Origin of the sequence: Nocardioides sp. T2.26MG-1 (genome assembly GCF_950101795.1) — a bacterium.
Taxonomy (GTDB): domain Bacteria; phylum Actinomycetota; class Actinomycetes; order Propionibacteriales; family Nocardioidaceae; genus Nocardioides.
The window spans coordinates 216,830-232,266 of record NZ_CATNLZ010000012.1; the positions used below are offsets into that span (position 1 = coordinate 216,830).

A 15,437-nucleotide genomic window follows, 5' to 3' on the forward strand; every position below is an offset into this window, starting at 1 on the left:
TCAGTAACCGAGGGGCTCAGACCTGGGCGAGTACGGCGCGCAGTCGCTCGGCGTACTCCCCTGCCTCGCCGTCGGCGTAGGTCGTGCGCGGCCAGAAGAACCCGCGCAGGCCGTCACCCTTGGTGCGGGGCACCACGTGCAGGTGCAGGTGGGCGACCGACTGGCTGACGACGTTGTTCATCGCCACGAAGCTGCCCTGCGCGCCGAGGCCGTCGACCATGGCCGTGGCCAGCCGCTGCGCCGCGGCGAGGAAGCCGTCGCGCAGCGCCGCGGGGAGGTCGGGCAGGGTCACCACGTGCTCGCGCGGCACCAGCAGCGTGTGGCCCTTGAACAGCGGCCGCCGGTCGAGGAACGCCACGAACCCGGCGTCCTCGAGCACCACGTCCGCGGGCACGTCGCCGGCGACGATCGCGCAGAAGACGCAGTCCGGACTCATGACGGTGCTCTCATGGCCGCTTCCGGCCCACGCCGCCCTCGAGCAGGCCGAGCAGCACGAACGACAGGATGCAGGCGGCGGTGAAGCTCCAGGCGTCGAGGTCGGTGAGCGACTCGCCCAGCACCAGGTTCATCCCGGCGCCGCCGGCCGCGGCACCGGCCACGCCGAGCACGAGGGTGACCGGCACCCCCGGATCGTCGGGGTCGTGGTGCAGCACCCGGGCCAGCACGCCGAGGATCACCCCGGCCACGAGGAAGGCGACCATGCCCGGGACAGTAGCGGCCCGGGGTGGACCCCTGGGAGCACCGTCAGTCGCAGAGCTCGTCGCAGGGCCGCGGCAGGACGGCCGCCCGGGCCCGGCTGCCGACGTAGTCGAAGTGCTGGGTGTCCCCGAGGCCGTAGGTCCAGCGGAAGCCGTGCCGGGCCATCAGCGCCACCACCGGGTGCGAGCGCGAGCGCCAGGCCACCCGCGGGTGCGAGTGCGACTGCCACCACCGGTTGGGCACCGTGCCCCGCGCCGAGCGGTAGGGGTTCTCCCACGTGTTCACGTCCAGCGAGCGGCCGTAGCTGTGCGGTGAGCGGACCCCCGGCCGACCGGTGACGTCGCGGCAGTTGAACGCCGAGGTGTTCCCCGCCGACATCGACGCGTAGTCGTTGCCGCCGCGCGACCGGCTCCCCCAGCCGAACCGGTCGACGCGGTACATCGCCCGGACCGGGAGCTCGCGGCGGTACATCTCCGCGAACGCCGCACCCATCGCGCGTGCGGCCGAGGCGCCGGCGACCAGCTCGCCGCGCCGCGGGTAGCCGTCGTAGTCCCAGTAGTTGACCCGCACCAGTCGCAGGCCCGCGCGACCGACCGGGCAGCCGCGGTGCCACGAGACGCCGGCCATCTGCCGCCAGATCCCGTCGGGGATGCGCGTGACCACGACGTTGGCTCCCTCGCCGACGGCCCGCGGCTGCGCCGGGAGGTGGACGCGCGGCCGCGGTGCGGCCCGCGGGAGCCGGACCGGCCTGCCCGGGGGCAGGTTGTCGATCCGGTGCACCACGCTGCGGTCGCCCTCGACCCAGGCCTGGCGCACCGCCCGGGCCTTCCAGCGCGAGTCCCGCCGGGGGGTCGTGGTGAGCCGGGCCCGGCCGTCGTCCCCGGTCGTGAGCGTGCGCACGAGCCGCCACCGCCCGCCGTCCAGCGAGCGGAGCACCTTCACCCGCCCGGGCACCGGCGCGCCCCCGCTCGTGGTCCACCGGACGGTGACGTCCACGGACCGCCCGTCGACGACCTGGTCCGGGCCGCCGAGGACGACCCGGCTGGCCCGGCGCTTCAGGTCGACCTGGGTCTCCCGGGTCGCCGGCTCGTGGGCGTCGTCGCCGGCGTACGTCGCCCGGAAGACGTTGTCACCGGGACTCCGGCTGAGGCTGACCGTCTGGGTCGCGCGCCCGTCCGCGTCGGTGGTCGCGGTCGCCACGGGGGTCCAGGCCCCGGAGACACTGCGCTCGAGGGTGACCTCGGCGCCTGCGACCGGCGCTCCTCCCCCGTCCGTGACCCGGACCCGCAGGGCGGTGTCCGTGTCGGCGTGCGCCGGGTCGCCCGCGAGCGTCAGCTCGGTGGCGGCCGGTGCCGCGAGTGCCGGGGAGACGAGACCCACCGCCACCACGATGGCGAGGAGACCGACAGCGACCGCATGCCCGAGATGCATGCGGGCACTGTTCCCCCGAGCGCTGGGTCCTAACGCGCGGCGAGCCAGTCGTCGCGGGCCGCGACCGCGGAGTCGGGGTAGTCCGCGAAGAGCGCGTCCACACCGGCGTCGAGGAACGCCAGGATCTCGTCGTGCACGTTGCCCTTGGCGACGGGATCGGCGCCGGTGCGGAAGTTGGTGGCCATGAACTGGTTCTCGTCGCGGATGGTCCAGATCACGACACGCAGCCCGGCCCGGTGGGCATCGGGCACGAGCGTGCTCGGCTCCCCCGTGGCGCCGGTGGCGTCGCGGGGCAGCACCAGGTCCTTGTTGGGCCCGAGCCAGTCGGCGTACCGCGCCACCGCACGCAGCCCGTCGGGGGTGAGCATCGAGGAGTAGGTCACGGGCGTGCCGGCGGCGGCCTGGTCGTAGGGCCCACCGGCCGCGTCGACGAGCTGCTCGATCGGCAGGTCGGTCATCTTGTCGAGCTGGCGCAGGTTGCCGACCTCGAAGGACTGGATCAGCACCTTGGACCGCGGCTTGTCGAAACCGTAGCGGTGCAGCGTGCGCAGCATCGGCTCCTCCAGCGAGAGGCCGATCGAGTCGAAGTACGTCGGGTGCTTGGTCTCGGGGGCCAGCCCGACCGTCCGGCCGGTCCGCCTCGACTCCGCGCGCACGAGCCGCAGCACCTCGGCGAAGGTGGGCACCTCGAACTGCCCGTCGTACTGCGTGTTCTGCGGGCGCACCTGCGGCAGCCGCTCCTTGGCGCGCAGGGTCTTCAGCTCGGCGAGCGTGAAGTCCTCGGTGAACCAGCCGGCGACCGGGCGCCCGTCGATGACCTTGGTGGTCCGCCGGTCGGCGAACTCCGGGTGGTCGGCGACATCGGTGGTGCCGCTGATCTCGTTCTCGTGGCGGGCGACCAGCACCCCGTCCTTCGTGGACACCAGGTCGGGCTCGACGTAGTCGGCGCCCAGCTCGATCGCCTTCCGGTACGACGCGAGGGTGTGCTCGGGCCGGTGGCCCGAGGCGCCCCGGTGGCCGACGACGAGCGGGGTGCGCAGCTGGCTGACGGCATGGTGGCCGTGGCCGTCGCCAGGCTGTCCGGCGGCCGGCGCACTGATCACGACGGAGGTCAGGGCAGGGGTGAGGAGCGCCGCCGCCGCGGCGGCCAGCAGGGTCCGAGAGGTCATGACCTCACCCAAACGAGGCGAGGTGGCCGCCCGGCGAGGCGCAGGTGAACGCTCGCGCTACGGCACCTCAACCAGCGAGCTGAGCGTGCTGGTGTTGCCGCCGAAGTCGTACAGCGTGAGGTCCGCCTGGATCGTGGTCCCCGACTCCAGCGGCACGAACTCGTAGGTCAGGTTCGCGACGTCGGCGTAGAGCCCGACGTCGGTCGTGGGCTCCCAGGTCTGCTCGCCGTCCGCGCCGATCGTGAGCACGTCGGGCACGAGGATGCCCTCGGGGTCGGGGGCGAGCTCGCCGTACCCGCCCGACGTCTCGTCGTAGACGTAGACGGTCTCGCTGGTGAACTTCCCGGCCTCGATGTCGAGCACCAGCGAGAGCTGGGCGTCGATCGGGTGCTTGCCGCGCCGGTCGGTGGATGCGTAGTAGGTCAGCGGCACGTCGAAGAACGCGGTGCTGAGGTCGTCGCTGAGGCCGAGGTCGACATAGGCGTACGCCGAGTCCTCGCCGTCGGAGATCTCCATGACCGTGAGGTCGTAGTTGCCCGACGCCTCGGGCGCGGCACCGTCGTCGGCGAAGTCGGCGACCTCCTCCCCGAGATAGGTGATCGAGTCGTCGTCGTTGACGAGCGCATAGCTGATCGTGGCCTCGGTGATGTTCTCGAGGCCGGCGGGGTCGAACGTGCCGGTCAGCGTGATGCTGCCGTCGTCGTCGAAGCCGACGTCGGGACCGGCGGCCGGGTCGGTGAACTCCGGCTGCTCCGCAGCCGGGATCGCCTCGCCGGCGGTGTAGTAGGCGTCGAGGAAGCCCGCCCAGTCAGCCGATGTGGAGACGTCGGCGTACGCCGGGTCCGCGAGCCCGGCCACCGGCGGGAGGTAGATCGACAGCCCGGTGGCGCCGGCGGTGCCGAGCCCGTCGACGGAGTCGACCACGGCGTCGTCGAGCGCGGTGACCACGGCGTCGGCCTGCTCTGCCACCTCGGGCGCGGCCTCGCCGATCGCGGCCGCGAGCAGGCCGAGGTCGCTCAGGTGCTTGTCCTGGGTCTCGTCGGGGCTCTTGCCGAAGGCCAGCGTGGTCGCCTCGGACTGGCCGACCACGGGCGCGACGTCGGTGGACTCCTCGGTGAGCGCGGTGGCGAACCCGGCGACCGCGTCGTCGACGGTGTCCATCTTGGTCAGGTCGATCAGCGCCAGCGTGATCTGGTCCTGGGTGCCCTGGTCCGCGGCCTGACCCTCGAAGCCGGCCAGGATCTCCTCGCCGAGCTCGTCCACGGTCGCGTCCGGGTCGTCAGCCAGCAGCTGCAGCGAGCCGTAGTCCCAGCCGTGGCCGGGCTCGAGCTCCTGCGAGGCGACCAGCCGGTCGGCCAGCGGCGCGACGGCCGTCGCGACCTCGAAGTTGGCCATCAGGCAGGCGTCGAACCCGAGCAGGTCGAGCTTGTCCACGCCGGCCTCCTCGAGGCCGGTCGAGATCGCGTCGGTGATCTCGGCGAGGTCGAGCACGTCGTAGTCGCTGCCCTCGTCGGGGCCGATGCCGGGCCAGGAGGCGCCGTGGTCGGAGATCACCAGCGCATAGTGGCCGGCGCGGTGCGCCTCGATGCCGTCGGCGATGAACGACGCGAGCACCGCGGGGTCGGCGGAGTCGACGTCGCCGAGATCCTCGACCACCTCGGTGGTGCCGTCCGCGCCCAGGTCGAGCACCCGGCTGCCGACCCAGCTGCCCTGGTCGAGCACCTCGTCCTCGCCGTACCCGGCGGAGCGGTCCATGAACTCGCGGATCTGGAGGTTGTCGTTCGAGCCGACCGCGCCGAGCTCGTTGACGTCGGCCGCCATGAACGGCTCGAGGTTGGTGTCCGCCATCGAGTAGTGCAGGACGGTCCATCCGTCCCCCTCACGGCCGGTGTGGCCGGCGGCGGGCGTCTCGCCCTCGTCGCCTCCGTCGTCCGAGCCGCCGCCGCTGCAGGCGGTCAGCAACAGGAGAGCGGCGGTGAGGCTCGCGGCGAGCGCGGTGGGCGCGCCGAAGCGTCGCGAAGCTGGAGGGAGCATCCCGCGAGGCTAGGTGGGCTCCGCCTGCCCGTCCGGCGAACGCCGGATCTGCTCCACGAGATCTAGTCCTGAGCGGTTCGGTGGCGGTCGCGCCACGACACGGCGTCGGCGTACGCCACCACGCGGTTGAACAGCGTGGTCACGGCCGCCGGGTCGGCGTGCTCGCGCGGCGCCGCGGCAGCCAGCTCGGCGACCGCGGTCGCGGCGTCGCGGGCGTCTGCGTGCTGCGCCATTGCGGCGCAGACCCGGGCCGCGTCGCGCGCCGCCACCGGGTCGACCGTCCAGACGGCCTCGAAGACTCGCTCGTGGTCGGGGACGTCCTGCTGCCCGGGCAGCTCCCAGGCGGACAGCGCGGCCGAGAGCTCGACCGAGTCGCAGACGACGACCCACTCGCGGCGCAGCGGGGCATCGGCGGCGAGGGCCACCTCCACGGGGCCGACGGAGTCACCGGGATCACGGGCCGGCGCGAAGTCGGCGAACACGTACGCCGAGCGCGCGACGCGGGCCAGCTCGCGCCAGCGCGACCGGGACGGGTCGTAGAACTCGGGACGCTGGAAGGCGCCGAACAGGTGCGGCCGGGTCGCCTTGGCGCAGAACTCGTCCTCGATCGCCCACGAGAGCGCGATCAGCGAGGTCTTGTGCAGACGGTGGGCGGCCAGCTGCGGGTGGCGGCGGCCGAGCTCGGCGAAGACCGAGGACGCCGACGGCCGCGCCTGCTCCACGAACCGCGCGACGGCCTGCTCGATCGCGACGTCGAGCCGCACCCCGTCGTCCCGGCGGCGCAGCACGTCCTGGACCACGTCGGCGTCCGTGGTCCGGTAGCGCCGGTGCCCGCTCGCCAGGCGCATCGGCACGGGGAAGCCGTGCCGCTGCTCCCACATCCGCAGGGTGGCCGGAGCGACGCCGGTGCGCTCGGCGAGGTCGCCGATCGTGAGGCTACCCTCTTGCGCAGAACTCAACGCCATGTTCATAGTTGTACTCTAAACCTCAACACCTTGTTTAAGCCAACCCCGGGGAGGACCCCGATGACCGCGCCCCCACCCTCTCCCGAGGAGCTGTACGACGCCACGATCTCGGCCGCGTGGCGGCTGGCCTGCTGCCTGCACCCCGACCAGCACCGCGCGGAGATCGCGGTGGTCCGCGCGTTCGCGGCCCTCACGCACCGCTGGCCGCGCGACCTCGCCGAGGGCCGGGTGCGGGTGCTCGCGCTGCTGACCGAGCAGGCGGGTCGGCGTACCGACGCGAGCCCGGCGGCCTGACCGCCGCGCCGCACAGCCGAGGCTGGAGGGGCTTCGACCGGGCCTGATGCCACCGGGGAGCCTCACACGACGAGGCCCCGGGCATCACCGCTGCGTAAGGGCGATTCCGAGGCCTGCCGGACTGCTGTCTTATTGAATACTCCGAACTCGGGAGAAATGGAAGACCTGGGCGCCACCCGGTCTATGACTTTCGGGTGAAGACTTCGCGCGCGCCGTGGTGGTCCCGTCGATCGGCGCGTGGACGGGTCAGCCGACCTCCTTCCACGGGTTGTGCTCGGCAAGGATCCGGTCGATGCGGGCCTGGTCGAGGCGGGAGACGACGTACTGCGTCTCCTGAGCGTCGCGTACGCACTTGGCGAGCGTGAACGCCGAGGTCGTCAGGAAGAGGGTCCCGAGGGCGAGGAAGGCCTTGGGCCACGGGTCGCTGGGGAGGTAGAAGATCGCCACCAGCATCGTGAGCAGGGAGACCCCGAAGGCGATGCCGGCCTGGGCGAAGAAGGCGCTGGTGTTCTTGGTGGTGGGTGCGTTGGATTCCATTGCCTCATCCCACCGGAGCGTCGGCGTCGTGACATCAGCACGCGTACTCAGATCGCGACCGGGCACCGCCTCGCCGTGGGCAGTGCGACACTGCGGCTCGTGAGGACGCCGCACTCCCCCGCCGCGGTCGCGGTCGAGAACCGGCTGTTCCGCGCGCTCGCCGTCCTGCGCACGATCGTGCTCCTCAACACCGTCGGGCTGAGCATCTACCACGCCGACGACTTCGCCCGCCCGGTGCTGGGCGCCGTCTGCATCGCGGCGATGGTCGTCTGGACGGCGGTCGTCACCTGGTCGTGCACGGAGCCGCGCCGGCGTACGCCTACGGTCCTCGGGGCCGACCTGGCGCTCGCGCTGGGCCTGCTGCTGCTCTCGCCACTGGTGAAGGGGGACGACTTCACCTCGAGCCTCCCGGGCTTCTGGATCGTCGGCGCGCTCCTGAGCTGGTCGATCCACTACCGCTGGCAGGGCGGGCTCGCCGCGGGCGTCGTGCTCGCGACCGCCGACCTCGCCCAGCGTCAGGACGTGGCGCAGTCCGACTACGGCAACGCGTTCCTGCTGGTGATCGCCGGGCCGATCGTCGGGTTCATGTCCGGGTCGGTGCAGCAGATGGCCACCGAGAGAGAGGCCGCGGAGCGCACCGCGGCGGTCGCGGCCGAGCGCGCCCGCCTCGCCCGGGCCGTCCACGACGGCGTGCTGCAGGTGCTCGCGCTCGTCCAGCGGCGTGGCCGCGAGCTCGGGGGCGACGCGGCCGAGCTGGGCCGGCTGGCGGGCGAGCAGGAGCGCGAGCTGCGGCGGCTGATCCGCGCGCAGGACGAGTTCGCGCCGGTCGCGGCGGGAACGGTCGACCTCGCAGCGGAGCTGACCGGCCTCGAGCGGCGGTACGCCGTCACGGTCTCGACCCCCGGCACGCCGGTCGAGGTGCCGGCGGTCGTCGGGCGCGAGCTGGTGGCCGCGGTCCAGGCGTGCCTCGACAACGTCCGCGTCCACGTTGGCCCGGACGCACCGGCGTGGGTGCTGCTCCAGGCGTTCGCTGACCGGGTCGAGCTCTCGGTGCGCGACGACGGGCCCGGGATCGCGCCCGGCCGGCTCGAGGAGGCGGCCGCCCAGGGCCGCCTGGGCGTGACCGCGTCGGTCCGCGGCCGCGTCGCCGACCTGGGCGGCACCGCCGAGCTGACCACCGGGTCGTTCGGCACCGAGTGGGAGCTGGTCGTCCCCTTAGGCTCAGCGCCATGAGCATCCGGGTGATGGTGGTCGACGACCATCCGCTGTGGCGCGAGGCGGTGGAGCGTGACCTGTCCGACGCCGGCCTCGACGTGGTCGCCACGGCCGCGGACGGCCGCGAGGCGATGGCGCGGTTCCCGGCCGCCCGACCGGACGTGGTGCTGCTCGACCTGCAGATCCCGGAGCCCGACGGGGTCGCGGTGACCGCGGCGATCGCGGAGCAGTCGCCGGAGACCCGGGTGCTGATCCTGTCCGCCTCGGGCGAGCAGACCGACGTGCTCGCGGCGGTGAAGGCGGGCGCCACCGGCTACCTGGTGAAGTCGGCCTCGCGTGAGGACCTGCTGGACGCCGTACGCCGGGTGGCCGCGGGCGACCCGGTGTTCACGCCCGGCCTCGCGGGGCTGGTGCTGGGCGAGTTCCAGCGCGACACCGAGCAGACGCCGCTGACCGAGCGCGAGACCGAGGTGCTCAAGATGGTCGCCAAGGGCCTGTCCTACCGGCAGATCGCGGACCGTCTGGTGGTCTCCCACCGCACCGTGCAGAACCACGTGCAGAACACCCTGCGCAAGCTGCAGATGCACAACCGGGTCGAGCTGACCCGCTACGCGATCGAGCACGGCCTCGACGAGGAGTAGTCGCAGGCGGCGGAGTCAGGCGAGGTGCCTGCCGAGCAGGTCCAGCAGGCCACGGCTGCCGGCCTCGCGGCCCGGGCCGTCGGCCCAGAACCGGTCGAAGAAGACGCCGTGCTCGACGTGGGTGAAGCGGGTGCCGTCGGCGACCGGCTCGAGCTCGAACGACGCCACCGACGTCGACATGTGGTCCCCGTCGAGCCACATGTCGTACGTCGTGACGATGCGGACGTGCTCGACGATGTCGGTGTAGGTGGCGACGTACCGCGAGACCGGGCCGTCGTGGAACGCCCCCTCGGCCACGTCGCGCCCGCCGACGCGGAAGTCGAACGCCCACTCGCCGCGCTCGAAGGCGTCGTCGTCGCCGAACCAGGCCAGCTTCTGGTCCTCCTCGGCGAAGGCGGCCCAGACGCGCTCGACGGGGACGGGGTAGTCACGGGTCAGCGTGAACCCGGCGCGGGCGAGCCGGCGCTCGATCGTCATCCGCGCGTCCTACCGCGTGAAGGTGACGTGGACGGTGCCGCTCTCCGCGACCTCCGACGTGACCTTGTGGGTGAGCTCGAGGCCGCGCAGGTCGTCCCACACCCGGTTGCCGCGGCCCAGCAGGACCGGGGCGATCCCCACATGCAGCTCGTCGACCAGGCCGGCGCGCAGGAACTCGCGGGCGGTGCTGATGCCGCCGCCGACGCGCACGTCGCGGCCGCCCGCGGCCTCGGCCGCCTCGGCGAGCACGTCCTCGATGGCGCCGCTGCGGAAGTGGAAGGTCGTCCCGCCCTGCATCGGGATCGACGGCCGGGGCGCGGTGTGGCTGAGGACGTAGACCGGGGTGCCGAACGGCGGCTCCTCACCCCACCAGCCCTTCCAGTCGGGGTCGTCGGGGAACGAGTGCAGGCCGAACATGGCCGCGCCCATGATCTCGGCGCCGACGCCCTCGAAGAACGCGGCGGCGTAGGAGTCGTCGACGCCGGTCGTGCCCGCGCCCCTGGTGTCGCCGAAGACGCGCTCGCGCATCGTGCGGGTCGCGACGTACGCCGCCGTGAGGCGGTCCCAGTCCTCCCCCATGGGGCTCTCCGGGGTCGGGTTGGCAGCGGTGTAGCCGTCCAACGAGCTGAACAGGTCGATGCGGACGCGGGTCATGTCAGGTCTCCTTCGGGGTGGTGCGGGTCAGGTGGACGGCGAGCCGGTCGGCCTGGTGCTCGGCGGGGGTGCGCTGCTCGCCGAGCCACAGGTGCAGGACGTCGAGGGCCCCCGGCCGCAGGCTCACGGTCCGGACGCGTCCGTGCTTCTCCGACGTGACCACGCCCGCGTCCTCGAGGACGCGCAGGTGCTGCATCAGCGACGGGAGCGCCATCGAGAACGGCGCCGCGAGCTCCGACACGACCGCCGGGGACGTCGCCAGCCGCTCCACGACGGCCCGGCGCGTCGGATCCGCGAGGGCGCGGAGCACGGCGTCGAGGTCGTCGTGATACTTAGGCATACACCTAACTATTGGCGACCGGCGGCGGGTCGTCAACCCGCGACGGCCGGCCGAGGTGCCGCTCGAAGAATCTGGCGGCGTCCTCCCCGGCGAACGCGGGGACCCCGGCGTGCCCGCCCAGGTTGGCGTGCAGCGTCTTCTCGGTCGCGCCGAGCGCGTCGAAGACGTCCAGCGCCGCCTGACGGTCGTTCCACTCGTCATCCCACTGCAGCAGCATGTGCACCGGGACCGTGACCTGGCGGGCCTCGGCGTACGTCGCGCGCGGCACGAAGCTCCCGGCGAAGAGGCCGGCAGCCACGATGCGGGGCTCGACGACGGCCAGCCGGACACCGACGGCGAGGACGCCGCCGGAGTAGCCCACCGGGCCGCCGATCCCCGACACGTCCAGGAGCTCGTCGAGCGCGGTCCGCCACTCGGGCACCGCCGCCTCGACCACCGGGAGGATAAGCCGGTCGACGATCCCGTCGACCGGCTCGCCGGCCGCCAGCACCCGGCGGAGGTCGGCCCTCGCCTGCTCCCACGCGGAGACGCGGGGACGATCACCGCTCCCGGGCAGCTCGATGGTGGCCGAGGCGAAGCCGCTCGCCGCCGCGCGCCGGGCCCGCTCGACGAGCCGGGGACGCATCGGGCCGAGCCCGCCCGGGTGGCCGAGCAGGAGGAGCGGGTGGGGCCCAGCGGGAGCCTCAGGCGTCCACAGGACGCCGGGGACGTCGGCCAGCAGGAACTCGCGCTGGACGAACCCGCCTGCAAGGGAGTGTTCGGAGGTGAAGTGCATGGTCGTGCCTTTCGGGAGTGCTCGTCGAGCGCTCCCGGACGACCTAGCGTCCGACCGTGACCCTGAAGAGGAGCGCCACTGTCAGTGCGTTCACGGGCACCACCTCCTCGTTCTCCGGTACGGCGCCTGCACGCTAGCGCCGCTCCGGCGGCACACCAACAGGTTTTGCGCCGATGACGACGCACCCGGGCGACGTCCTGCCATGCTGGGTCGCGCCGTTCAGATCGACGAGCAGGGGGGATGCGGCATGCAGATCCGTCAGAGTTCCTTGGTTCGCGCCTCGGGAGCGGCCCTCGCGGCCGCCGTCGACGGCCGGGCGCCGCGCGTCCTCCGTGCAGTCCTCCTCGCGGGCTCCGACCTCGCGGCTCGTCGGATCGACCCGGTCGGGCTGCAGCCGCTGGCGATCAGCCCGAGCGCGGACATCGAGCTCCTGGTCAGCGTCAAGCCCGACGTCGTGACCACCGCGACCGGGGCGGCGTCCTGGGCGGCGCTCAACCTGCTGGTCGACGCCGGGCTCCGGAGGACGCGGCTCCTCGCACTGTTACGGGCCGCCGTGGTCGGCGCGACCGTCTACGCCGCGGACGTGGCGGTCTCCCAGGCGCAGCCGCCAGGACTCGTGGACCCGACGAGCGACTGAGCTCTCGCGCCGATGCACGCGCACGGCGTGCGCCGAGGTCGGCCGCCGTCGGCGGCGATCGCCGACTCGGCTCGGTTCACACGTGACGACGCCCCCGGCGCCAGCGCGCAGCGCTGTCGTCGGGGGCGGTCATCGCGTGTGTGGAGCTGGCGGGAATCGAACCCGCGTCCTCGAGCGTCGAACCAGGTCTTCTCCGGGTGCAGTCCGTGATGTCGCTTTTCTCGGCCCCGGGGCTCGCACGGACACGTCCCCGACAGGCTCAGTCACGGAATAGTCCCGCTCACCCTCCGTGACCCGGAGTGAGCAGCAAGTCTCCTAGATGACGCCAGGATCCGGGACGGAGACGGGTGCCCGGACTGACGCTTCGATCACTGCTCAGGCAGCGAGAGCGAAGGAACTGCGATTGGTGTTGGCAGTTATAGGTTTCCAGCGATCGTTTACGAGATGACGCTGGCTTCTCGACCCGCTTCCCCTGGAACTAACGTCCCAAGTCGAAACCGATCAGCCCCTCTTGAGTTGTGCGTCCAGTCTAGGTGCACAACGTCTGCGGAGCCGCATCGATTCCGGAGGCGCCCCTGCAGGGGGGTAGGTACGCCGGGGCAGGTCAGCTGTCGAGCAGGGCGGCCAGCGCGCGTCGCTCGACGGCGATCCGGGCCCCAGGATCGATGGGCACAGTCTGGCGAACGGCGCGCCCGGCCCGGGCGCAACAGCTCAGAGCAGCGCGTCCGATGCGGGAGCCCCCCAGGCCAGGTCGCCGTCGAGGAACGTGTGGACGTAGCCGCACGCTCGGCAGATCGCGCCCTCGCCGGATCGGTTGGCCCAGTCGAGGTCCATGAAGGTCAGGCCGGTGGTGTTGAGCTTGATCTCCCTCCGGGTGAACCGCCCCCCGCCGCACACCAGGCAGGAGAGCGTGGTGCCGGTCCGGAGCCGGACCTCGCCGTCCCGCACCGGCTGTGCCGGCGTGCCCAGTCCGCCGAGGACCCCGCGCTCACGCTCGGGCTTGTCGTCGCGTCCCATGGTCAGTGTCCTACCCCGTCCGCGGGCACTCCGAACACTCGCGCACCGTTCTCCCAGCACACCGCCCGGAGCCAGTCGTCGCCCAGGTCGAGGCGGGCCAGGCCCTCGAGCTGGTGGAGGTACGGGTACGGGATCGTCGGGAAGTCGCTGCCGAGCAGCACCCAGTGCGACAGGTCGCGCAGCCGCGGCACGAGCTCGGCCGGGTAGGGAGGGAAGAAGTCGGTGAACACCATCGTCGTGTCGAGGAAGACCCGCTCGTGCGCCTCCGCGAGCCCCAGGAACTCAGCGCACTCCGGAGCGCCCATGTGGGCGAGCACGAGCGTGAGGCGCGGGAACCTGGCGAGCAGACGCCGCGTGGACTCCGGCCCGGTGAACTCGTTGCCGACCGGGCCCGAGCCCGCGTGCACGACCACGGGTGTGCCGGCGTCCTCGAGCTGCCCCCACACCTCGTCGAGGAGCGGGTCGTCGAGATGGAACTCGCCCACCTGCAGGTGCACCTTGAACACCTCGACGCCGGCCCCGAGCGCCGCGCCGACGTACGACGCCGCCTGCTCCTCGGGGAAGAACGTCGCCGACCACAGCGACTCGGGGACGTGCCGCTTGAAGTCGGCGGCCCAGTCGTTGAGGTAGGTGGCCACGCCGGGCTTGTGGGCGTAGGGAAGCGTCGGGAACCGGCGCACGCCCATCGCCCGCAGCAGCCCGACGCGCTCCTCGTGCGACTGCCGGTAGCGGATCGGCCACTCCCGTCCGATCTTCGGCCCGGCGGCGTCGAACACCGCGTAGACCGCGCGCTGGATGTTGGGCGGCAGGAAGTGCACGTGCGCGTCGAAGAGCCCGGGCAGCCCGAGCGCCTGCCAGAACGCGCGGACGCCCGCCGCCTCCGAGTCGTCGGTGTCATGGGGGTCATCGACCACGCGACGAGTCTCGCAGGCGGCGGGCGGCCGCTGTCGGTCCGGCTCAGAACGGCGTGGGCTCCGCCTCGGCCACGATCTCCACGGTCGGGTCGGCGGTGCGCCGGCCGCCGAGGAACACGGTCGCCAGCGACGCGGCCACCCCGACGGCTGCGAGCACGGCGATCACCTGGAGGCCCGTGACCATCCCGGGGATCAGCTCGCCGGTCACGGCCGGACCCTCGGACTCGGCGGCGTTGCCGAGGATCGCGGAGATCACCGCGAGCACGACGGCCCCGCCGATCTGCACGCTGGTGTTCACCAGGCCCGAGGCGAGGCCCTGCTCGTGGTCGGCCACCCCCGACGTCGCCTGGGCGTTGATCGAGGGGAACGACAGCGCGAACCCGACGCCGAGCAGCACCATCGTCGGCAGCAGCAGCGGGACGTAGCCCAGGTCGGGGTCGACCCGGAGGAAGAGCAGGTACGCCGCCAGGAACGCGACCATGCCGCCGGCGATCAGCACCTGGGTGCGGACCCGCGCCAGGATCCGGTCCATCCGGGTGGAGCTGGCCACCACCAGCAGGCCCGCCGGCAGGAAGCCGAGCGCCATCGCCAGCGGCGACCAGCCCAGGGAGTTCTGCAGGTAGAGCGTGACCAGGAACTGGAAGGCGAAGTAGCCGCCGGCCATGATCGCGCCGGACACGTTCGCGTGCACGAGGTGCCAGGAGCGCAGGATCCCGAGCCGGACCAGGGGCTTGGGGTGCCGCAGCTCGGAGACCACGAACACCGCGGTCAGCACCGCGCTGGCCGCCACCAGGCCGATCACGGTCGCGCTGGCCCAGCCCCGGGTCGGAGCCTCGACGACCGCGACGACGAAGAGCAGGATCGCCGAGGTGCTGGCCACCGCACCGAACAGGTCGAAGTCGGCGAGCCGGGTCAGGGAGCGCGTCGCGGCGGGGATGACCCGCCAGCCGACGACCACGAGCGCGATCGCGACCGGGCCGGGCAGCAGGAAGGTCGCCCGCCAGCCGAGCTCGGTCAGGAGCCCGCCGAACACCAGGCCGAGCGAGAAGCCGCTCGCCCCGACGACCGTGTAGATGCTGAGCGCCTTGTTGCGGGCCGGCCCCTCGGCGAACGTCGTGGTGATGATCGAGAGCCCGGCGGGGACGGTGAACGCCGCCGCCACGCCCTTGACGAAGCGCAGCGCGATGATCGCCTCGGGGCTGCTGAGCGCCGCGCTCGCGACGGAGGCGAGCCCGAAGACCGCGACGGCGGCCAGGAAGACCTGGCGCCGGCCGAGCAGGTCGGCCGAGCGGCCCCCGAGCAGCAGCAGGCCGCCGTACCCGAGGACGTAGCCGCTGACGATCCACTGGAGCGCGCTCGCGGACATGCCGAGGTCGGTGCCGATGGACGGCAGGGCGACGCCGACCATCGAGATGTCGAGGCCGTCGAGGAACAGCGCGCCGCACAGGACGACGAGCAGCAGCCAGGTGCGGGCGGCCCAGCCGTCCGCGGAGGTGATGTGCGAGTCGGTGTGGGAGTCGGGGGGTGAGGTGGGGGCCGGCAGTGCGGTCGCCGGCGTCACGGTCGAAGTCATGACGACCATGCTTATGCATGTGCATTGAATGCACAAGCATTATTTGCGGAAACATCTTATGCGCA

Annotated in this window: 18 protein-coding genes and 1 other RNA gene; 4 read left to right on the top strand and 15 right to left on the bottom strand. The window is 72.7% G+C overall.

The window, feature by feature from the left end; all coding sequences use genetic code 11:
* Nucleotides 1-16: 16 nt before the first annotated feature.
* From QQZ14_RS10790 to QQZ14_RS10815, 6 genes are all read right to left on the bottom strand, one after another.
* The gene (locus QQZ14_RS10790; protein WP_284534273.1) at nt 17-436 is read right to left on the bottom strand and encodes an HIT family protein; all 420 of its coding nucleotides are present in this window, start codon (nt 434-436) and stop codon (nt 17-19) included.
* 10 nt (nt 437-446) lie between these two features.
* Nucleotides 447-701 (bottom strand): hypothetical protein, encoded by a 255-nt coding sequence (locus QQZ14_RS10795; protein WP_284534274.1) that lies wholly within the window; start codon nt 699-701, stop codon nt 447-449.
* Nucleotides 702-744: 43 nt separating this feature from the next.
* Nucleotides 745-2,130 (bottom strand): M15 family metallopeptidase, encoded by a 1,386-nt coding sequence (locus QQZ14_RS10800; protein WP_284534275.1) that lies wholly within the window; start codon nt 2,128-2,130, stop codon nt 745-747.
* Between the two features lie 29 nt (nt 2,131-2,159).
* Nucleotides 2,160-3,299, bottom strand: a complete 1,140-nt coding sequence (locus tag QQZ14_RS10805; RefSeq protein WP_284534276.1) for a glycerophosphodiester phosphodiesterase — start codon at nt 3,297-3,299, stop codon at nt 2,160-2,162.
* Nucleotides 3,300-3,356: 57 nt separating this feature from the next.
* Entirely contained in the window at nt 3,357-5,333 is a 1,977-nt protein-coding gene (locus tag QQZ14_RS10810; protein ID WP_284534277.1) for a clostripain-related cysteine peptidase, read from the bottom strand.
* A 62-nt stretch (nt 5,334-5,395) separates the two neighbouring features.
* Complete coding sequence (locus QQZ14_RS10815; RefSeq protein WP_284534278.1) at nt 5,396-6,304, bottom strand: DICT sensory domain-containing protein; 909 nt, start codon at nt 6,302-6,304, stop codon at nt 5,396-5,398.
* A 54-nt stretch (nt 6,305-6,358) separates the two neighbouring features.
* Here QQZ14_RS10815 and QQZ14_RS10820 point away from each other — a divergent pair, with 54 nt between their 5' ends.
* The gene (locus QQZ14_RS10820) at nt 6,359-6,592 is read left to right on the top strand and encodes a hypothetical protein (RefSeq protein ID WP_284534279.1); all 234 of its coding nucleotides are present in this window, start codon (nt 6,359-6,361) and stop codon (nt 6,590-6,592) included.
* 246 nt (nt 6,593-6,838) lie between these two features.
* Here QQZ14_RS10820 and QQZ14_RS10825 read toward each other — a convergent pair whose 3' ends face one another.
* Nucleotides 6,839-7,129, bottom strand: coding sequence for a YiaA/YiaB family inner membrane protein (locus QQZ14_RS10825; RefSeq protein ID WP_284534280.1), 291 nt, complete (start codon nt 7,127-7,129; stop codon nt 6,839-6,841).
* A gap of 99 nt (nt 7,130-7,228) precedes the next feature.
* Here QQZ14_RS10825 and macS point away from each other — a divergent pair, with 99 nt between their 5' ends.
* Together macS and QQZ14_RS10835 are read left to right on the top strand one after the other, a co-directional pair.
* A complete protein-coding gene (gene macS, locus QQZ14_RS10830) occupies nt 7,229-8,362 on the top strand; it encodes a MacS family sensor histidine kinase (protein ID WP_284534281.1) in 1,134 nt (377 codons plus the stop codon).
* Nucleotides 8,359-8,985, top strand: a complete 627-nt coding sequence (locus QQZ14_RS10835) for a response regulator (protein WP_284534282.1) — start codon at nt 8,359-8,361, stop codon at nt 8,983-8,985. The genes macS and QQZ14_RS10835 overlap by 4 nt, the downstream gene beginning before the upstream one ends.
* A gap of 15 nt (nt 8,986-9,000) precedes the next feature.
* Here QQZ14_RS10835 and QQZ14_RS10840 read toward each other — a convergent pair whose 3' ends face one another.
* From QQZ14_RS10840 to QQZ14_RS10855, 4 genes are read right to left on the bottom strand one after another with little or no spacing between them, the layout of a single operon-like run.
* Complete coding sequence (locus QQZ14_RS10840; RefSeq protein WP_284534283.1) at nt 9,001-9,462, bottom strand: SRPBCC domain-containing protein; 462 nt, start codon at nt 9,460-9,462, stop codon at nt 9,001-9,003.
* Nucleotides 9,463-9,471: 9 nt separating this feature from the next.
* The gene (locus QQZ14_RS10845) at nt 9,472-10,116 is read right to left on the bottom strand and encodes a dihydrofolate reductase family protein (RefSeq protein ID WP_284534284.1); all 645 of its coding nucleotides are present in this window, start codon (nt 10,114-10,116) and stop codon (nt 9,472-9,474) included.
* Nucleotide 10,117: 1 nt separating this feature from the next.
* Nucleotides 10,118-10,456 carry an ArsR/SmtB family transcription factor gene (locus QQZ14_RS10850; RefSeq protein WP_284534285.1) on the bottom strand — a complete coding sequence of 113 codons (339 nt, stop codon included), beginning with the start codon at nt 10,454-10,456 and terminating at the stop codon, nt 10,118-10,120.
* A gap of 4 nt (nt 10,457-10,460) precedes the next feature.
* A complete protein-coding gene (locus tag QQZ14_RS10855; protein ID WP_284534286.1) occupies nt 10,461-11,231 on the bottom strand; it encodes an alpha/beta hydrolase in 771 nt (256 codons plus the stop codon).
* A 247-nt stretch (nt 11,232-11,478) separates the two neighbouring features.
* Between QQZ14_RS10855 and QQZ14_RS10860 the strand changes: the two genes are divergently transcribed.
* Nucleotides 11,479-11,868: a hypothetical protein gene (locus QQZ14_RS10860; RefSeq protein ID WP_284534287.1), complete on the top strand. Its 390-nt coding sequence runs from the start codon at nt 11,479-11,481 to the stop codon at nt 11,866-11,868.
* A gap of 138 nt (nt 11,869-12,006) precedes the next feature.
* Here the strand turns inward: QQZ14_RS10860 and ssrA are convergent.
* From ssrA to QQZ14_RS10880, 4 genes are all read right to left on the bottom strand, one after another.
* Nucleotides 12,007-12,377: a transfer-messenger RNA gene (gene ssrA, locus QQZ14_RS10865) on the bottom strand.
* 202 nt (nt 12,378-12,579) lie between these two features.
* Nucleotides 12,580-12,885, bottom strand: coding sequence for a hypothetical protein (locus QQZ14_RS10870; protein ID WP_284534288.1), 306 nt, complete (start codon nt 12,883-12,885; stop codon nt 12,580-12,582).
* A gap of 2 nt (nt 12,886-12,887) precedes the next feature.
* A complete protein-coding gene (locus tag QQZ14_RS10875) occupies nt 12,888-13,799 on the bottom strand; it encodes an amidohydrolase family protein (protein ID WP_284534289.1) in 912 nt (303 codons plus the stop codon).
* 43 nt (nt 13,800-13,842) lie between these two features.
* Nucleotides 13,843-15,372, bottom strand: coding sequence for an MFS transporter (locus QQZ14_RS10880; RefSeq protein ID WP_284534291.1), 1,530 nt, complete (start codon nt 15,370-15,372; stop codon nt 13,843-13,845).
* Between the last annotated feature and the right edge of the window lie 65 nt (nt 15,373-15,437).